Origin of the sequence: uncultured Planktomarina sp. (assembly GCA_943788425.1) — a bacterium.
Taxonomy (GTDB): Bacteria; Pseudomonadota; Alphaproteobacteria; order Rhodobacterales; family Rhodobacteraceae; genus Planktomarina.
The window spans coordinates 38,357-57,477 of sequence record CALSQF010000013.1; the positions used below are offsets into that span (position 1 = coordinate 38,357).

At 53.3% G+C, this 19,121-nt stretch carries 17 protein-coding genes and 2 pseudogenes; 3 read left to right on the forward strand and 16 right to left on the reverse strand.

Features of this window, described 5'->3' with window-relative positions; all coding sequences use genetic code 11:
* Positions 1–2: 2 nt before the first annotated feature.
* From ABLW18_RS11390 to ABLW18_RS11400, 3 genes are all read right to left on the reverse strand, one after another.
* The gene (locus tag ABLW18_RS11390) at positions 3–1,079 is read right to left on the reverse strand and encodes an ABC transporter ATP-binding protein (protein WP_347824922.1); all 1,077 of its coding nucleotides are present in this window, start codon (positions 1,077–1,079) and stop codon (positions 3–5) included.
* 55 nt (positions 1,080–1,134) lie between these two features.
* Positions 1,135–2,175, reverse strand: coding sequence for a methyltransferase domain-containing protein (locus ABLW18_RS11395; RefSeq protein WP_347824923.1), 1,041 nt, complete (start codon positions 2,173–2,175; stop codon positions 1,135–1,137).
* Between the two features lie 119 nt (positions 2,176–2,294).
* Positions 2,295–3,074 carry an SDR family oxidoreductase gene (locus ABLW18_RS11400; protein ID WP_347824924.1) on the reverse strand — a complete coding sequence of 260 codons (780 nt, stop codon included), beginning with the start codon at positions 3,072–3,074 and terminating at the stop codon, positions 2,295–2,297.
* Positions 3,075–3,351: 277 nt separating this feature from the next.
* Between ABLW18_RS11400 and ABLW18_RS11405 the strand changes: the two genes are divergently transcribed.
* Positions 3,352–3,672 carry a hypothetical protein gene (locus ABLW18_RS11405; protein WP_347824925.1) on the forward strand — a complete coding sequence of 107 codons (321 nt, stop codon included), beginning with the start codon at positions 3,352–3,354 and terminating at the stop codon, positions 3,670–3,672.
* 68 nt (positions 3,673–3,740) lie between these two features.
* Here ABLW18_RS11405 and ABLW18_RS11410 read toward each other — a convergent pair whose 3' ends face one another.
* Positions 3,741–3,950: a hypothetical protein gene (locus ABLW18_RS11410; RefSeq protein ID WP_347824926.1), complete on the reverse strand. Its 210-nt coding sequence runs from the start codon at positions 3,948–3,950 to the stop codon at positions 3,741–3,743.
* Positions 3,951–4,313: 363 nt separating this feature from the next.
* Here ABLW18_RS11410 and ABLW18_RS11415 point away from each other — a divergent pair, with 363 nt between their 5' ends.
* Both ABLW18_RS11415 and ABLW18_RS11420 read left to right on the forward strand, forming a co-directional pair.
* Positions 4,314–5,912, forward strand: a complete 1,599-nt coding sequence (locus ABLW18_RS11415) for a peptide chain release factor 3 (protein WP_347824927.1) — start codon at positions 4,314–4,316, stop codon at positions 5,910–5,912.
* Positions 5,913–6,079: 167 nt separating this feature from the next.
* On the forward strand, positions 6,080–7,729 hold the full coding sequence (locus ABLW18_RS11420) for a DEAD/DEAH box helicase (RefSeq protein ID WP_347824928.1): 1,650 nt from the start codon (positions 6,080–6,082) through the stop codon (positions 7,727–7,729).
* Between the two features lie 80 nt (positions 7,730–7,809).
* Here ABLW18_RS11420 and ABLW18_RS11425 read toward each other — a convergent pair whose 3' ends face one another.
* The 12 genes and pseudogenes from ABLW18_RS11425 to ABLW18_RS11480 form a co-directional block, all read right to left on the reverse strand.
* Positions 7,810–9,474: a ribonuclease J gene (locus tag ABLW18_RS11425; RefSeq protein ID WP_347823829.1), complete on the reverse strand. Its 1,665-nt coding sequence runs from the start codon at positions 9,472–9,474 to the stop codon at positions 7,810–7,812.
* Positions 9,474–10,244 carry a type III pantothenate kinase gene (locus ABLW18_RS11430; protein ID WP_347823830.1) on the reverse strand — a complete coding sequence of 257 codons (771 nt, stop codon included), beginning with the start codon at positions 10,242–10,244 and terminating at the stop codon, positions 9,474–9,476. The genes ABLW18_RS11425 and ABLW18_RS11430 overlap by 1 nt, the downstream gene beginning before the upstream one ends.
* Positions 10,245–10,255: 11 nt before the next feature.
* Complete coding sequence (locus ABLW18_RS11435; protein WP_347823831.1) at positions 10,256–10,999, reverse strand: biotin--[acetyl-CoA-carboxylase] ligase; 744 nt, start codon at positions 10,997–10,999, stop codon at positions 10,256–10,258.
* Positions 10,989–12,431 carry an NADH-quinone oxidoreductase subunit NuoN gene (nuoN, locus tag ABLW18_RS11440; protein WP_347823832.1) on the reverse strand — a complete coding sequence of 481 codons (1,443 nt, stop codon included), beginning with the start codon at positions 12,429–12,431 and terminating at the stop codon, positions 10,989–10,991. The genes ABLW18_RS11435 and nuoN overlap by 11 nt, the downstream gene beginning before the upstream one ends.
* A gap of 16 nt (positions 12,432–12,447) precedes the next feature.
* Complete coding sequence (locus ABLW18_RS11445; protein WP_347823833.1) at positions 12,448–13,998, reverse strand: NADH-quinone oxidoreductase subunit M; 1,551 nt, start codon at positions 13,996–13,998, stop codon at positions 12,448–12,450.
* Positions 13,998–16,110 (reverse strand): annotated as a pseudogene (nuoL, locus tag ABLW18_RS11450) (NADH-quinone oxidoreductase subunit L). Before nuoL ends, ABLW18_RS11445 begins: the two are co-directional and overlap by 1 nt.
* Positions 16,111–16,116: 6 nt before the next feature.
* A complete protein-coding gene (gene nuoK / locus ABLW18_RS11455; RefSeq protein ID WP_044049702.1) occupies positions 16,117–16,422 on the reverse strand; it encodes an NADH-quinone oxidoreductase subunit NuoK in 306 nt (101 codons plus the stop codon).
* Entirely contained in the window at positions 16,419–17,018 is a 600-nt protein-coding gene (locus ABLW18_RS11460; protein WP_347823884.1) for an NADH-quinone oxidoreductase subunit J, read from the reverse strand. Before ABLW18_RS11460 ends, nuoK begins: the two co-directional genes overlap by 4 nt.
* 28 nt (positions 17,019–17,046) lie before the next feature.
* Positions 17,047–17,541, reverse strand: coding sequence for an NADH-quinone oxidoreductase subunit NuoI (nuoI, locus tag ABLW18_RS11465; RefSeq protein WP_347823834.1), 495 nt, complete (start codon positions 17,539–17,541; stop codon positions 17,047–17,049).
* A gap of 4 nt (positions 17,542–17,545) precedes the next feature.
* Positions 17,546–18,583 (reverse strand): NADH-quinone oxidoreductase subunit NuoH, encoded by a 1,038-nt coding sequence (gene nuoH, locus ABLW18_RS11470; RefSeq protein WP_347823835.1) that lies wholly within the window; start codon positions 18,581–18,583, stop codon positions 17,546–17,548.
* Positions 18,580–18,837, reverse strand: a complete 258-nt coding sequence (locus ABLW18_RS11475; protein ID WP_347824929.1) for a hypothetical protein — start codon at positions 18,835–18,837, stop codon at positions 18,580–18,582. Before ABLW18_RS11475 ends, nuoH begins: the two co-directional genes overlap by 4 nt.
* A 4-nt stretch (positions 18,838–18,841) precedes the next feature.
* A pseudogene (locus ABLW18_RS11480) lies at positions 18,842–19,121 on the reverse strand (NADH-quinone oxidoreductase subunit G); the annotation flags it as partial.

A 19,121-nucleotide genomic window follows, 5' to 3' on the forward strand; every position in this document is an offset into this window, starting at 1 on the left:
CGTCATTCAGAGCGGGGAAAGACGTAGCAATTCTTGCGTGGCGCCAGCAGCCAAAACAGCGTGTCAGGCTTTGGCAAAAACACTGAGGGCACCGAAGCGGTCAGCACCGCGCCTTGCTCAAGCTTAAAATCGACCAATGAATTCTGCCCCAAAAAACGCGACCGCAGCACCTTGGCGCGCGCCGCATGGCCCATGGCATCGGTCGGGCTGGGGCCTTGGCCAGCACGGTCAAAATCAATGCGAATGTGTTGCGGGCGGATGACGATGTCCAATATCGTGCCATCTGCATGACCGGGCGCGAAGAATTCGCCGAAGGGCGTTTTGGCCAGGGCGCCTTTAACTTTTCCCACCATGACATTGATATCACTAAAAAATGATGCAGCGTCTTTATCGATCGGCGAATTATAGATTGTATAGGGCGCGCCTTTTTGCACAATCTTGCCGTCTCGCATCAGGGCAATCTCATCGGCCATTTTCATCGCCTCGCCAGGATCATGCGTCACCATTAAAACTGCCGTGCCCGCTTCGCGCAGAACCTCGAGCGTCTCATCACGGATTCCATCGCGCAAGCGATCATCTAGGCCGGAAAACGGCTCATCAAGAAGCATGATTCTGGGTCCCGGCGCCACCGCGCGGGCCAATGCCACCCGCTGCTGCTCCCCGCCGGATAATTCATGGGGCATCTGAGCGCCATAGCCGGCCAGATCGACCCGCTCCAAAAGCTCTTCGGCCCGCGCACGACGCATCGACTTTGCGCCTTTCAGACCAAAAGCGACGTTTTCCCAAACAGATAGATGTGGGAAAAGTGCAAAATCTTGGAACATCATGCCGATGTTGCGCAGCTCAGGGGGTTGCGAGCGCGTGCCATCACAGACCAATGCGCCGTCAATCAACACCTCGCCGCTATCTTGCCGCTCAACCCCTGCCACAATGCGCAACGTGGTCGATTTCCCGCATCCCGAGGGGCCCAGCAGGCACGTCACCTGCCCCGGTTCAAGCCGCAGGCTGACATCATCCACCGCGAATTGACCGGCAAAGCGGCGCGACAAGTTTCGGATTTCAAGTCTCGGATTCGACAACAGAAGCGCCTAACTGACAAAAACACTCAGGCTTATGTATGTGGCATGCGGTGATTTAGCAACAGCTGGCCTCTGCGGCATCAGCTTCAAAAGGAGACGCAGCGCCGCAGCCTTCGAAAATGCCATAGTGCGTATCAAATGAGCCGATGAACTCGAAATGCGCCGCAAATCGCGTTTGCGCCAGCATATTCCAAGTATTCCCACAGACCGGGAAGACCTTCCCCGTTTCGATCCAATGATGCCCATCCAGCGGCAGACCATGAGGGCAATTTTCAATTGTCCCTTTGTAGATCACCGCCTGCCCGTAGTCCTCGCAATCACTTTCCAAATCCGCCAATTTCCATAGGCGATAGGTGGCGGAGGTAAATTTTAGCGGCGCTACCGCGGCTTCCAGCACGGGGTTTTCAATGGTGATGGGGCGATGGGTGACCAAACGCGGATCTTTGAAGCCTGCCATTCCCGCATGGTTAAGAAAATCATTCCAATACAGAGCTCCAGACAGGCATTCGCCATAGAGCACCTCATCGCGCGCCATAGCCTCTGGCACGCGGCGATCGGCATAGACATCCGAAAAATACATCTCGCCACCGGGTTTGAGCAGCTCATAAGCCCCCTGCAACACCGCTTGCTTATCGCTCGCGAGATTGACCACGCAATTGGAGACAATCACGTCGAAGGAGTCCGGATCCAGCGGTAAATCTCCGAGCGATTCAATATAACCTTTGTGAAACGCAACATTTGATGCGCGATATCCAAATGCCTCCCGATGATAGTCTTGAAAGCTTCGGGCGACATCGAGCTGCGCGTCGGTCATATCCACACCGACCACAAAGCCCTCTTCGCCCACCATTTGCGACAGCGCATAAACATCCCGGCCCGCGCCGCAGCCAAGATCTAATACCCGCGCGCCCTTGAGGGCTTCGGGCGCAATCAAACCGCAGCCATAATAGCGCATCAGCACCGCATCATGCAGCTGCGCTAGGATTTTCTTCAACCAGCTGGGCATTTCGGCCGGCTCGCAGCAGGCATTGGTTTGAAGATCGGCCGAAGACTGCAAGGTTTTGCCATAATATTCTTGCACGTTTTCATGTTTCATCAATAAAGCCCTTCAATATGTTTCGTTTCAAAATCCGCCGCGCATTGCTTGCCGCGCATGCCCGGTCATACCTTTGGACATTCGCTTGAAAAAGGAAAGCTCTACGCGGCGTGATCCGGTTAAATTGTGGCGTTTGTCGCGCCACCATCAAGCAAAATATTCTGCCCCACCATAAATCCCGCATGTTGCGAGCATAAAAACGCACAGGCCGCTCCGAATTCTTCAGCAGTGCCATAGCGGCGCGCGGGAATCGTGGCCTGTCGCTGGCTTTGCGCCTGCGCCATTGTGATACCTTGGGCCTTTACGATGCCACTGTCGAGTGAGACCGCCCGGTCCGTGGCATGAATGCCGGGCAAAAGATTGTTAATCGTAACGCCATGTTCGGCCACTTGTCGTGCCGTTCCTGCAACATATCCGGTCAACCCCGTGCGGGCGGCATTGGACAGGCCAAGAACCCCGATAGGCGCTTTGACCGACTGGCTGGTGATATTCACCACCCGGCCCCAACCGCGGGTCATCATTGCCGGCAGGCAGGCTTTCATCAAGGCAATCGGCGTTAACATATTGGCGTCAAGAGCTGCGATAAAATCAGCGCGATCCCAGTCGGACCATAGCCCTGGCGGCGGCCCTCCGGCGTTGGTCACCAAAATATCGACATCCCCGGCTGCGCTCAGCAACATCTCCTGCCCCTCGGGCGTGGTGACATCGCAGGCCACCTCGGTGACAGATACCCCACAGTTAGAGCGAATCTCAGAGGCCGTGGCGGCCAACACATCACCATTCCGCCCATTGATCACCAGATGAACCCCTTCACCGGCCAAAGCCTCAGCACAGCCCCGCCCAAGACCTTTTGAAGAGGCACACACCAAAGCTTTCTTGCCAGAAATTCCCATATCCATTGTTTATTTCCTCGTTAAGTATTCACAAAGTCTAGCATTTGGGAGGGTCTTATGACACCAGTCCTTGTTAAAAAATACGTGCTAATTGAACAAAAAAGTTACCAAAGCATAAATTTGAGTTTACGTATATAAAATTTTCTCACACATATGGGGGATATTATCCTTTAGTAGAACGTTTATACCTGAATAATTTCAAATGATGGCAAAGGTGCAGGCCTTCACAATTTATACGAGCGGGCAGCTCGCCGCGGTGCAAGGCGTTAACTATGGCGATCTCTTGTCCCATAAGACAGATCTATATCTCGAAGATATTCATCGTCTAAAGGCAAAAGCCCAACCCACCCGATTGACTTTGCAAGCGGACGCTTCTGGTCAGAGGCTTCGTGTGGCGCCTCATAGCGCCATTGGTGCAATCGGCGCGGCAGTCTACCTGGACTGTAAAATCACCCTCATGTCCGATGTCGGGCAGACCTTCGGCGCTCTGATCTTTGTAGAGGTTGAACTTGGAAAGATTAAACAAGTCTATCTATCTGGATTCTGCGCCATGCGGCCCGATACAGACTATCGATTACTAGCATTGAGTCCCATGTTAATCTAGGCAAATTGGCCGAGCTGAGCTATCCAATTTTCTATCCCGGTACGCAAATCACCCTAGCTGACCGGCGCCTATGCGCTGTCGAGGATCTCAAACCCAGGCAAAAGCTTCTCACTCAGGACTTCGCAGAGCAAAACGTGACAGGCGTTGAGATCAAAACCCAACGCAAGCAGGGCGAGAACCGTCCTATATGGATCGCGAAATCCTACTTTGGCACAGATCGCGATCTCATCCTGAGCGCAGAGCACCACATCTGATATCCCCAAACCGATGGCAGCCACGGGGGACGATTCATCAAAGCAATGCATTTGTACAGTGGCACAACAATCGATTGGGTGGAGGCTGGTTTTGTGGATTGCGTTCAAATACGTTTTGCCATTTCGCACTTGGTTTTTGCCAATGGCCTTGCTGTGCAATCTCGCATGCGCGGCGAAGATCGGAGCAGCGAGGCATCCGAAAGATTGCCGCGGGCTGTGCAATCCTCATCTCACCCCGCAAAACCCAGCCGGCGCGCTCTGTATTTGCCCAGTGGCCTGCCTTATAAAAATGTCGGCTAGAGCTGGGCCACTCGAAAAAACCGCCCATGCCACCTGTGTGAGACAGGATTTCTTGCCAATGGCATCATCCCAACCTATACGCGGGTCATGTTAGACAACCGCCCCACCCTTCCACCAGAAATTGCCCGCCGGCGCACCTTTGCCATCATCAGCCACCCTGATGCCGGCAAGACCACTTTAACGGAAAAATTTCTGCTTTACGGCGGCGCCATTCAAATGGCCGGGCAAGTACGCGCCAAGGGTGAGGCCCGAAGAACGCGCTCAGATTTCATGAAAATGGAGCAAGATCGAGGCATCTCGGTATCCGCCTCAGCCATGTCATTTGACTTCCAAACCTTTCGGTTCAATTTGGTGGACACCCCGGGCCACTCGGATTTTTCCGAAGATACTTATCGCACGCTCACAGCTGTTGACGCGGCCGTAATGGTCATTGACGGCGCCAAAGGTGTTGAAAGCCAGACCCAAAAGCTCTTTGAAGTCTGCCGCCTGCGCGATCTGCCAATATTGACGTTTTGTAATAAAATGGACCGCGAAAGCCGTGACACTTTCGATATCATTGATGAGATTCAACAAAATCTCGCGATTGATGTCACGCCCGCCTCTTGGCCCATTGGGCGCGGTCGGGAATTCATTGGCACCTATGACCTCTTGCGTGACCGATTGGAACTTATGGACAGAGCAGACCGCAATAGAGTGTCTGGATCTCTAAAAATCAATGGATTGGACGATCCAGCCCTGGCAGAACATTTGCCTGCGGACCTTCTTGAAGTGTTTCTTGAAGAGATTGAAATGGCCAAAGAGCTGTTGCCAACTATGGACCGTCAGGCGCTGCTGGATGGTACTTTAACCCCAATTTGGTTCGGTTCGGCCATCAATTCCTTTGGGGTACAAGAATTGATGCAGGGCATCGCTGATTTTGGCCCCGAGCCACAGCCGCAAAGGGCAGAACCGCGCTTTCTCGCCCCGGAAGAGCTCAAAGTGGCGGGGTTTGTGTTCAAAGTGCAGGCCAATATGGACCCTAAACACCGCGATCGCGTCGCCTTTGTACGCTTGGCTTCAGGCCACTTCAAACGCGGGATGAAATTGACGCATGTGCGCAGTAAGAAGCAGATGTCGATTTCCAACCCGGTCCTCTTTCTTGCTGCCGACCGTGAACTGGCCGAGGAGGCTTGGGCGGGGGACATCATTGGCATTCCGAACCACGGACAATTGCGCATTGGCGACACGCTGACAGAAGGGGAAACGCTCCAGGTAACTGGCATTCCGAGTTTTGCACCAGAATTGCTGCAATCTGTCCGCGCAGGCGATCCGCTTAAAGCCAAGCACTTGGAAAAAGCCCTCATGCAATTTGCCGAAGAAGGCGCAGCCAAGGTCTTTAAACCGATGATTGGATCAGGCTTTATTGTCGGAGTGGTGGGAGCCTTACAATTTGAGGTGCTAGCCAGCCGCATTGAGCTTGAATACGGGCTTCCGGTGAGGATGGAGCCCAGTCAATTTACCTCGGCCCGCTGGGTCTCAGGGCCGCTGGACAAGATCGACGCCTTCGCACAGACCAACAAACAGCATATGGCGCGGGACAATGATGACGACATGGTGTTTTTGACGCGGCTACAATGGGACATTGACCGCGTCGCACGCGACTATCCAGATGTGGCATTGACCGCGACGAAAGAAATGATGGTATAACGGCCTATTCGCCGCGGCGGCCATGCCAGCATGCGGGTTTGACCTATGGCAGATTACCGCCTATACGAGCGGAGTTGGCAAGGGGCCAACCCTGCGATGGGCGCGAATGACCTGCGTCCAAACACGTTGTGCAAAATTCTTGTCGCAACACATCTTAATGGACGTACATGATAAAATTCACTGACCTAAATTTGGACGCTAAAGTCCTTAAATCCATCGCCGAAGCGGGCTATGACACCCCTACCCCCATTCAAGCTGGAGCCATTCCGCCGGCACTCGAAGGAAAAGATGTCTTGGGCATCGCACAGACCGGAACCGGCAAGACTGCCAGTTTTACCCTGCCCATGATCACCTTGCTGGGGCGTGGCCGCGCGCGCGCGCGAATGCCCCGCAGTTTGGTGCTTTGCCCGACCCGCGAATTAGCCGCGCAAGTTGCTGAAAACTTCGACACCTATACGAAATACAGCAAATTGACCAAAGCTCTGCTAATTGGCGGCGTGAGCTTCAAAGAGCAAGACAAGCTGATTGACCGAGGCGTCGATGTGTTGATTGCAACACCCGGTCGGCTGCTCGATCACGTTGAACGCGGCAAGTTACTTTTGACCGGCGTGCAGATCATGGTGGTGGATGAGGCAGATCGGATGCTCGATATGGGTTTCATTCCAGATATTGAGCGGATCTTCAAACTCACCCCCTTCACCCGCCAAACCCTATTTTTTAGCGCGACAATGGCGCCAGAGATCGAGCGGATCACCAATACGTTCCTCTCAGCGCCTGCAAAAATAGAGGTGGCCCGCGCCGCCACCACCTCCGATACCATCACCCAATCTGTCATCATGTTCAAAGCCAGCCGCAAAGATCGTGATGGCAAAGAGAAACGGGCACTCTTGCGGGGCATGATTGCCAGCGAAGCGGAAAACTGCACCAATGCCATTATCTTTTGCAATCGTAAGATGGATGTGGATGTAGTGGCCAAGTCCATGCAAAAATACGGCCTTGATGCAGCGCCAATTCATGGCGATCTGGATCAATCTAAGCGCATGGAAACGCTTGATAATTTTCGATCCGGCGCCCTGCGATTTCTGGTGGCCTCTGATGTGGCGGCGCGCGGGCTTGATGTGCCGAATGTGAGCCATGTTTTCAACTATGACGTTCCCAGCCATGCGGAGGACTATGTCCACCGCATCGGTCGCACAGGCCGGGCCGGAAAGTCTGGCACAGCGATGATGATTTGCAGCCCCCGAGATGATAAGAATTTTGCCGCAATCGAAGGGCTGGTGAAAATGGAAATTCCCCGGATGGAGCACGCGATGTCTGGCAAGACTGCCGAGGCTGAAACAGCTTCCGAGGATCGCACAGAAAAGAAACCGGCAAGACGCGGCCGCACTGTCAAAGCAAAGACATTACCTGCAGAGCCACCGTCCGAGGCGCAGGCCCTGCCAGAGGCAATCGATACGGCTTCGGCGCCAGAAGATGCTGCGCCGGCAGTCGTGGCCACAGCTGAAGACGCAGCGCAACCGCTCACCCCAGCACGCGAAGATCATAAAAACAAGCGCGGTGGCCGTGGACGTGGTCGCAGCCGCGACGCAGAGCCGCGCAACAACAATCGTGGTGGGGCGGCTTTGGATGCCTCCATGCCCAATTTTATTGCGCAAAGTTTCACCGAACGTTTGTTGGCAGAGGGCAGAGATCCATCGGCTTCCAATACCGCGCCCGAGGATGCTGAACAGCTCAGCAGCGACGGTGACACCGAAGATCTTAGCCTGACGGCCCAGGCGCCAGAGGACAATACGTCTTTTCAGGAAGACCACGCTTAAAGCGATCTGGGCATAACAGACAATTGCAGCAAATATTCCCTGCCCCCTGGCAACATCGGGCAGGGTCTGAAACGGTTTGCTTACGACAAACGGCTAATCACAACTGTGACTTCTGGCTTTTTGCCAATCTCCGATTGGGCGGAATGCCGTGCAATGCGGCGCAGCTCGTCTTCAAGCTTTTTATCGTCAAGCAACGTCTTGCGACCTGCACGCATCATAAATTGGTTCAAGTCTTCTTCAAGAACTTCGGCCAAACCAGCGCGGCTATTACCAATTTCTGGCAGACCCTTGATTTCACACCAAGGTTCGCCCAACGGGCCATCATCATCCAATATCACACTCACCATCACGTGACCGTTGAGCGACATGCGAATACGGTCGCGCACCACCCCATCCAAAGCACCGATCTGCACAGATCCATCAATATAGGTGCGACCTGTTTCAATGAATTCCTCAACCTTAGGCGCGTTGCCTGACAGGTTGATTACCATCCCATTGACCGCAACAACCGATTGCATCCCCTTGGCTTTGGCCAAATTGGCATGCGCACGCAGATGGCGGTGTTCGCCATGCATGGGCACCAAAATCTGTGGCTGCATCAAAGCGTGCATCGTCTCCAGATCCGGGCGGTTGGCATGGCCCGACACGTGATAAGCCCCGGTAGAGTCATCCACCACATCCACGCCAATTTCAGACAGTTGGTTAATGATCTTAATCACGCCACGTTCGTTGCCTGGAATGGTTTTTGATGAGAAGAGGAACAAATCCCCTTCCTTCAACTTATGCCCACGATATTTACCATTGGCCAATTGCGCAGAGGCTGCGCGCCGCTCGCCCTGACTGCCAGTGACCAAGAACATCAGATTGCCCCGCGGCACATCCAAAGCTTCCTCCAGGCTAATCACCGGAGGAAAATCTGATAAAACACCAGCTTCAAGCGCCGCTTCCACCATTTTGTTCATCGCACGTCCCATAAGACAGACCGAGCGCCCCGCACGGCGCGCTGCCTCTGCCAGGGTTTTGACCCGTGCCACATTGCTGGCGAAGGTGGTGGCCACCACCAATTGATCGGCGGATGCCACCAATTGCGTGATATTGTCACCCAAAGTCGCCTCAGACCGTCCCGGGGACAAAGAAAATACGTTGGTGCTGTCACAAACCAAAGCCTTGACGCCGGGTTTGGCAATCTCGCCCCAAAGGACAGGATCCCAACCTTCGCCGACCAACGGCGTCTCATCCAGTTTGAAATCCCCCGTATGCACAACCCGCCCTTCGGGCGTGTCGATCACCAAACCCGAACTTTCAGGAATCGAGTGGCTGATGGGCAGGAAACCCACTTTAAACGACCCCAAAGCCACTTGGTCAGGCCAAGCTCCCATGACCGTCACCGCATTGGCGGCCACACCATGCTCCTCCAGTTTCCGCCGGGCGATATTGGCCGTGAAGGCGCGGCTGTAGATTGGGGCGCCCAGCCGGGCATATGTATGGCCGACCGCTCCCACATGGTCTTCATGTGCATGGGTAATGAACACGCCATCAATGCGGTCTTTGCGCGCCTCGAGCCAAGAAATATCAGGAATAATCAAATCAACCCCGGGGGAGCTATCCATATCTGGAAAGGTCACGCCAAGATCAACGACAATTAGGCGCTCTTTGTCTTGGGGTCCGTACCCGTAGACATAACAATTCATTCCCACCTCTCCGGCGCCGCCGAGAGGGAGATACATTAAACGTTCTTGGCTCATCAAATTTCCTTATTGAATTGATGGATCACGGTAAGACCGTGCATTGTAAGCTCATCTTCGTAAGCATCGAACAGATGAACTGAGTGTTGAAAAAGCGGCGCCAGGCCGCCCGTAGAGATAACTTTCATCGGTTTGCCGTGTTCTGCTTTGATCTGCTCGCAGATCTCCCGCACCAGGCCAACATAGCCCCAAAACACACCCGACTGCATGCAGGCCACAGTATTGGTGCCGATCACACGTTGGGGCCTTGAGATATCCACATGAGGCAGTGCCGCGGCCGCTTGATGCAATGCTTCAAGGCTGAGATTAACCCCCGGCGCAATGGAGCCGCCGACATAAGCACCATCGCTGTCGACCACATCAAAGGTGGTGGCTGTCCCAAAATCTACAATAATCAGATCGCCGCCGAACAAATCATGCCCAGCCACGGAATTGACCAACCGATCCGGTCCGACCGCCGTGCCCGCATCGACACGAACATCAATCGGAAGCCGGCAATCCGTACGCCCAACCACCAGCGGCCGCGTCCCAAAGTATTTATCTGCCAGAACCCTAAGGTTCAGCACAACCCGCGGGACGGTCGAGGAAATCACCATCTCATCAATGTCGCTGGCGATGCCATCGAGGGTCATCAACGTATTGAGCCAGACAAAATATTGGTCGGCTGTGCGTTTATGGGACGTGGCAAGCCGCCAGTTGGCGATGAACTGAGTGCCATCCCAAATCGAGAACACTGTATTGGTATTTCCGCAGTCAATCGCGAGTAGCATCTTTACGGGCCCTAGAAATAGATATCAGCGGCTGGTATGACCCTCTTGCCGCCTGCCGTCAACAGCAGCAAATTGCCCTGTGCATCCAGCCCTTCAAAACGGCCGGTGATCTCCTCTTGGCCTGTGCGCGCAGTAATATTCTCACCTAAACGCGCCGCATGCGCCGTCCATTCCGCGCGAACTTCGGCAAAGCCTTGCTCGTCTAAAACCGCCTCAACCGCTGCAAATTCTGCCGCAAGCATTGAAAGAAAGGCATCCGGGAAAAGGCTCTGGCCGGTCACATCCGCCACGCCAATCGGAGCAAAACTGGCCTGCGCGACATCCTGAGGCGCATGACTAAGGTTCACCCCTATCCCGATCGTCAACCGCTCCACCAGCTGTCCAGACCCGAAAGATTCAAGCAAGATCCCAGCGACTTTCCCGCCATTCAGCAAAACATCGTTTGGCCATTTTTGAGCCAGAGCCCCTGCGTCCACCACGCTGGCCAAAGCCCTCCGCAAAGCGCAGGCTGCAACGAATGACCGCTGCGCGGCCTTTGAAGGGGAGCAGCGAGGCTGCATAACCAAACTGGCAGAAAAGGCGCCGGCTGGGCTTAGCCAACTGCGCCCCTGCCGTCCGCGGGCATGAGTTTGCGTGCCGGCCAAGATCCAATGCGGAAATCCCTGGGCCCCGTCATAACTGCGCGCCAAATCCATTGTGGATGCCGCCCGCGCATGAAAACTAGCGCTGACGCCAGATGGCAAGTTAATTTGCAAGAGACTCCGCCGCCAATTGCGCCAAAGGCTCGATGCCAAATAGGCTAAAGGCTGCACCCACGGTGATTAGAGCGGTAGAGACCACCAAAATCAAAGTAAGCCGACGCGGCGTCTGCGTATCGAGCGGCTCACTGTCCGCGCCAAAATACATGAAGTAAACGATGCGTATATAATAGTAGGCGCCAATCACAGAGGCCACCACCCCGGCTATCGCGAGCCAAGCCAAACCCGCCTCATAAGCGGCACGCAGCACGTAGAATTTGCCGAAAAATCCAACCATCGGCGGGACACCTGCCATAGAGAACATAATGAAAACCACGCAAAGGGCGCGCAAGGGCTGATATTTTGACAGCATGCTAAGGGACGCAATGTCGCTCACGGGGCGGCCGTCTCGCTCCATGGAGAGGATCAGGGCAAACATGCCGATGTTCATGGAGATATAAATTGCCATATAGATCAGCATGGCTTGGACGCCGAACACGGTGCCCGCGGTCAGCCCCATCAAAGCAAACCCCATATGGGCAATCGAGGAGTAGGCCATCAGACGCTTTATGTCTTTTTGTCCAATCGCCGCCACTGCGCCAAGAAACATTGAAAAGACAGATAAAACGGCTACAATTTGCTGCCAGTCGGCAGTCACACCGCCGAATGCGTCATGCACAACCCGCGCAAATAGACCCATCGCCGCCATCTTTGGCGCCGTAGCAAAAAAAGCGGTGACAGGTGTTGGCGCCCCTTCATAGACATCTGGCGCCCACATGTGAAACGGCGCTGCAGAGACCTTAAAGCCCATGCCAGCGATCACGAAGACCAAGCCCAACAACAAACCGATGGATATATCCCCATCGCTGGTTGCGGCCATAATACCGGAAAATTCTACCGTGCCGGCAAAGCCATAGACCAAAGAGGTGCCATACAGCAGGAGGCCAGACGACAAGGCTCCCAGCACAAAATATTTCAATCCCGCTTCGGTCGATCTGGCACTGTCACGGCGGAAAGCTGCGATCACATAAAGCGCCAAAGATTGCAGCTCTAACCCCATATAGAGTGTCAAAAGGCTTCCAGCGGAGACCATCACCATCATACCGACAACCGACAGGGCCACCAACAGCGGGTATTCGAACTTCAGCATATCGTGTTTGGCCGCGTAATCCTGGCCCATGACCAAAATCAAAGCCGCCGACAGTAAGATCACGATTTTGCAAAAGCGCGCGAAGCTGTCATCCATGAACATCCCGTCAAAGGCGGCTGTGCCAGTTGGCGTACCCATCGCCAAGACCAACGCCAGAAGCAAAAATACACCGCTGGTCAACCAAATCGACAGCACCGCATGCCGATCCTTGCCGGTATAAACGAAAACAACCAAAGCCAGCATAGCATAAAGCGACAGAAGAACCTCAGGGAGAACAGTCGTGAAATCAGAAGCGATCATGATCCAAAATTCCCCTTTAATGGGACGCAGTGGATGCGGCCGAACTCACAATGCCGTGAGCGGCCACATTGCTGTGATAGGTTTCAACCAAAGCCGCAACCGACGGCCCAATGATGTCAAGAATAAGCGCCGGATAAACACCCAAAATCAGTGTCATTGCCACAAGAGGGGCAAAGATCATCTTCTCACGCGGCGCCATATCGGTAATGGATTTCAAGCTCTCTTTGATCAAATCGCCCAATACCACGCGGCGATACAGCCACAAAGCATATCCAGCCGATAAAATCACCCCAGAGGTCGCAAAGAGCGCCACCCAGGTGTTCACTTGAAAAATCCCCATCAGGGTAAGGAATTCACCCACGAATCCAGATGTGCCGGGCAGGCCAACATTGGCCATAGTAAAGAACATAAAGATCAATGCATAGCTGGGCATCCGATTGACCAAGCCACCATAGGCGTCAATGTCGCGGGTGTGCATCCGGTCATAAATCACCCCAACACACAGGAACAAGGCGCCAGAGATAAAGCCATGACTCAGCATCTGGAATATCGCGCCATCAATCCCTTGCTGATTGGCGGCAAATATTCCCATAGTGACATAACCCATATGCGCTACTGATGAATAGGCAATCAACTTTTTCATATCTTGCTGCGCCAAGGCGACCAGTGACGTGTAGACGATCGCAATCGCCGACATCCAAAACACCAAGGGTGCTAGAAAATCGGAGGCGACAGGGAACATCGGCAAAGAGAACCGCAGAAACCCGTAGCCACCCATTTTTAGCAAAATAGCCGCAAGCACCACAGAGCCAGCCGTGGGCGCTTGCACATGGGCGTCCGGCAACCAAGTGTGCACCGGCCACATCGGCATTTTCACCGCAAAAGAGGCAAAGAAAGCCAGCCACATGAGTGTTTGAGCCCCACCAATAATATGAAATCCTGCAACACTCAGAGTTTCAGATCCAAAATTATGGCTCAAAAGCACGACCATATCCGTCGTACCTGCATCAGCGAACATGGCCACCATGGCAACCAGCATCAGAACCGAGCCTAAGAAGGTGTAGAGAAAGAACTTGAACGACGCATAAATCCGCTCTTTTCCGCCCCAAATGCCAATGATCAGGAACATTGGGATCAAACACGCTTCAAAAAACATGTAAAACAATACCAGATCCAAAGCGCAGAACACGCCGATCATCAGGCTTTCAAGCACCAAAAAGGCGATCATGTATTCCTTTAAACGATGCGTGACATTCCAAGAAGCTGCAACAACCAAGGGCATCGTGAAGGTGGTCAGCAAAACAAATAACAGGCTTATCCCATCGACCCCCATCTTATACTGCATGCCCAACAGCCAGCTGCGCTCTTCGACAAATTGAAAGCTCGTATCATTTGGCTCAAAACCCGACAGCAGCATAAGGGAGGCCAGAAATGTAAACCCGGTCGCTGCCAGCGCCAAATATTTCACATTGTTTTGAGAGGCCTCACCATCCCCGCGGGCCAAAAGCGCCAAAATGATCGCTGCGACCAGAGGAATGAATGTAATTAGGCTAAGAAGGTTGCTCATTATTTACCTCCCGCGATGGTCATCCAAGTAACCAAGGCTGCGATACCGATGACCATGCCGAAAGCATAGGTGAAAATATAACCCGACTGCATGCGCCCGGCCCATTTGGTAAAGAAGGGGATAATCCCCATGGCCAAACCGTTGATGCCGCCGTCAATGATTTTGCCATCTCCAATTTTCCAGAAGCTCCGCCCCAACCATTGCGCAGGGCGCAGGAAGATCACATCGTAAATTTCATCAAAATACCATTTGTTGAGCAAGAAGCGGTAGAGCACGGGATTGCTCTCAGCCACCCGGCGCGGCAGGTCCAGTTTTGTCATGTAAAACGCCCAAGCCCCCGCAAACCCCAATACCATGGCGATAAATGGCGATAATTTGACCAACCAATGGACGTGATGGGCATCGTCAAGCACCGTGTTGCTTGGCGCCATATAGATGGCACCGCGACCCAGTTTGTCCTCGCCGCTGTCATGCGCGACCGCATCGGCGTCAGAGCGGCTGGCCGCGCTCGTGGCCGCATGTGCAGGCGCAATCAAGCTAAACCCATCCAGCCCATAGCCCTCGGCGTGATCTGCATCTTCCTGGATGATCCCAAAGAACACCTCAACCTTGTGATGATCGCCAAAAAACGGCTTGTAAAACACCATGCCAGAGAAAATCGCCCCAACCGCCAGCACCGCAAGCGGCACCAACATGACCTTTGGGCTTTCATGGGCGTGCTCATGGGTGTGTTTGTCACCACGCGCCGCGCCAAAGAAGGTCAAGAACATTAAACGCCAGCTGTAAAAACTGGTGAACATCGCAGCTATCACCAACATCCAGAAGGCATAGCCCCCCATTGTTCCCGCATAGGCACTCTCAATAACCGCGTCTTTCGACAGAAAGCCGGCAAAACCATAGTGCGTGAGGGGGATACCCACACCGGTGATCGCGAGCGTGCCGATCATCATAGCCCAGAATGTATACGGCAGTTTCTTACGCAAACCGCCATAATTGTGCATATCCTGCTCGTGATGCATGCCGTGAATAACCGAACCCGCACCTAAAAACAGCATCGCCTTGAAAAAGGCATGGGTTAAAAGGTGGAACATTGCCACGGAATAAACCCCAAGCCCTGCGGCGACAAACATATATCCCAGCTGCGAGCAGGTTGAATAAGCGATCACCCGTTTGATGTCATTTTGGACGAGACCGACAGTGGCCGCAAAGAAGGCCGTGGACGCCCCCAAAAAGACGATAAAGCTCATCGTATCGGGTGCAAACTCCATGATGGGAGACATGCGGCAGACCAAAAAGACCCCCGCTGTGACCATGGTCGCCGCATGGATCAAGGCAGACACAGGCGTCGGGCCTTCCATCGCGTCCGGCAACCAAGTGTGCAAGATCAACTGCGCAGATTTGCCCATCGCACCGACGAACAGCAAGAAGGCGATCAGGTTCGCCGCGTTCCAATCGCGCCACAAAAACTGCAGCTCCATCGTGGCCAGCTGCGGACCGATCAGGAAGATGTCCTCAAACTTGATACTATCAGCCACAAGATAAAGGCCAAAGATACCAAGCAAAAATCCAAAATCGCCAACACGGTTCACCACAAAAGCTTTGATCGCAGCCGCGCCTGCGCTTTGTTTGCGAATATAAAACCCAATCAGCAAATAAGAGGCCACGCCCACACCTTCCCAGCCAAAGAACAGCTGTAATAGGTTGTCAGAGGTCACCAACATCAACATGGCAAATGTGAAGAACGACAGATAGGCAAAGAACCTTGGCCGATAGCTCTCGCCGTCCCGGAAGTGATCATCATGTGCCATATAGCCCATGGAATAGAGATGCACCAAAGCCGAGACGGTGGTGATCACAATCAACATAATCGTCGTCAGACGGTCCATACGAATGGCCCAATCGGTCGACAAGGTTCCGCTCTCAATCCAGCGCAAAATATGAATGCTTTCAGTCTGGCCCGTCAAAGCTGAGGAACAGCACCCAAGACAAAAGCGCCGACAGAAACAAAAGACCAGTGGTCAAAACCTGCGCCGCTTTATCGCCGATAACCCCATGACCGAAGCCTGCAATCAAAGCCCCCACCAATGGAGCGAAAAGGAGTATAGTTTCCATAACGCCTTACCCTTTCATTACGTTGACGTCTTCAACGTCAATCGAGCCTTTGTTACGGAAGAAACACACTAAAATCGCCAAACCAATGGCCGCTTCGGCGGCTGCCACAGTCAATACAAACAGCGTGAAGATTTGCCCAACATAGTCACCAAGGAAGGCCGAAAAAGCAACGAAATTGATATTCACACTCAGCAGCATCAATTCGATGCTCATCAGCAAGATGATGATATTTTTGCGATTTAGAAACAGCCCAAAGATACCAATCACAAACAGGGCCGCCGCAACGGCCAAATAATGTTCAAGTCCGATCATAGTCCCTGCCCCGGTTTCACGTCTTTCAATTCCATAGCTTTTGCGGGATCACGCATCATCTGAGCGACCACATCCTGGCGCTTAACATCGACCCGATGGCGCAGCGTCAGAACAATTGCCCCAATCATCGCCACCAACAGAACCAAGCCGGCCAATTGGAAAATCAATATATAGTCATCATAAAGAATGACGCCCAGCTCGCCCGTATTGGTTCCAGCGCCGAATTCAGCGGCTAAGCGCCCCTCATATCCGGCGGAGTAGTCCCAAACGCCAAACGCAAACATCAACTGGATTAAGACAATCACGCCGATCACCAACCCGAGCGGCAGATATCTTGCCATCTCGGCTTTCAATTCAGCAAAGTCCACATCAAGCATCATCACCACAAAAAGGAACAATACCGCAACGGCCCCTACGTAGACGATGATCAGCAGCATGGCCACAAACTCCGCTCCCAGTAGGACAAAGAGGCCCGCCGCCGAGAGAAAAGCCAAAATCAGCCACAAAACCGAATGCACAGGGTTGCGCGCCACGACTGTGAAAATGCCCCCGATCAAAGTGGACATTGAGAATGCGTAGAACGCGAGTTCCGCGATACCCATTGTAATTCCTTCCCTTGGCCGCTTAGCGATATGGCGCGTCGAGTTCGAGATTGCGGGCAATCTCAGCTTCCCAACGGTCGCCATTTTCTAGCAGTTTGGATTTGTCGTAAAATAACTCTTCACGCGTCTCGGTTGAGAATTCAAAATTCGGTCCCTCGACAATCGCATCCACTGGGCAGGCCTCTTGGCAAAATCCACAGTAAATGCATTTTGTCATATCAATATCGTAACGGGTTGTGCGCCGGCTACCGTCATCGCGCGGCTCGGCGTCAATGGTTATGGCCTGCGCCGGGCAAATCGCTTCGCAGAGCTTACAGGCAATGCAGCGTTCTTCTCCATTCGGATAGCGCCGCAAAGCATGTTCACCGCGAAACCTCGGGCTTAAGGGCCCTTTTTCATGTGGGTAGTTCAAAGTCGCCTTTGGGCGGAAAAAATACTTTATGCCCAATTTGAACGCGGCCCAAAAATCTTGCAGCAAGAAATATTTGACCGTGCGTGTATAATCAATATTTGCCATTGGTTTAGCCTCCCACTGTCCAGCGGGCATAGACGCCCCAGAACCAACCAAATTTCGCTGCAAAGGCCACAAAGACCACCCAGACCAAGGAGAAGGGCAGAAACACTTTCCAGCCCAAACGCATCAGCTGATCGTAGCGATACCGCGGCACCAAGGCTTTGACCATGGCAATAAGGAAAAAGAAGATCGCCATCTTCCCAACCATCCAGACCGGACCATCGGCAATGAAAGGTACAGGCGACGCCCAGCCCCCGAAAAACAACAAGGTGATCAAAGCACACATCAAGAAAATCGCGATATACTCACCAGCCATGAAGAGCAAAAACGGTGTCGAGGAATATTCCACCTGATACCCTGCAACGAGCTCTGACTCGGCCTCAGGCAAATCGAAAGGTGGACGATTGGTTTCCGCCAAAGCGCTGATGAAGAACAAAAACACCATTGGGAAATGCGGGATGAAATACCAGTTGAAAAAGCCCAAATCGCCATTTTGCGCCGCCACAATTGCACCAAAATTCATGGATCCCGTCGAGATAATCACACCGATGATAATCAAACCCATCGAGACCTCGTAGGAAATCATCTGCGCGGCGGAGCGCAGAGAGCCAAGGAACGGGTATTTCGAATTGGACGCCCAGCCCCCCATAATGACGCCGTAAACTTCGAGCGATGACACTGCGAAAACAAAGAGTAGGGCCACGTTGATATCGGCCAAAACCCAAGTGCTATCAAAGGGGATTACGGCCCAAGCCAACATCGCCAATACAAAGGAAACGAGCGGCGCCAATATAAAGACAGGACGATCCGCACCCGCGGGGATCACAATTTCCTTAACAACATATTTCAAGGCATCGGCCACGGTCTGCAGCAAGCCAAATAGTCCCACAACATTTGGCCCGCGCCGCATCTGAACCGCCGCCCAGATTTTGCGGTCGCCATAAACCAAAAATAGCAAGCTGATCATCACAAAGCCAACCACAGCAAGGGTCTGGCCCAAAAGGATCACCGCGACCCCAAGGTTTGTGGAAAAGAATTCGTTCATACCTTTGGTATCCCTCGTTCCTCGCGTTCAGCAGTGCTGATGTGCGCCTGAATATTGGCTGACAGGACAGCCGGGTCGTTTGATGGGCTGTAAACCGTATCTTGTCTAAAAATACCAGCCTTCACCGCATGGTTTTTCGATGAAATTATCGCTCTTTGCGCCGCAAAACCGTTGCAGCCCCAAAGACCGTGCCAAGTCGCATCAATCTTTGGCCCGCAATAGCGGTCTTGCCGGTTCGTCAAAGACACATCCATGAGATTACTCCGCCGCAAGAGGCGCGGAATTCCGCGCTTTTGCATTGGCCGAAAGCTCCGCCATCAAAACACTGGCCCGTGCAATCGGATTGCTGAGATAATAATCACTTATCGCCTGTCCAAAATCACCCTGAGCCATTTTTACACTTGTCACGGCCTGCCATTCATTTTCTGGCACAACATCAATCGCAGCCAAATGGGGGACCGCTGCCACCATGTGCGTGCGCAACTGCGCCAAGTTATCAAAGGGCAGCGCTGCGCCCAACTCAGCCGACATCGCCCGA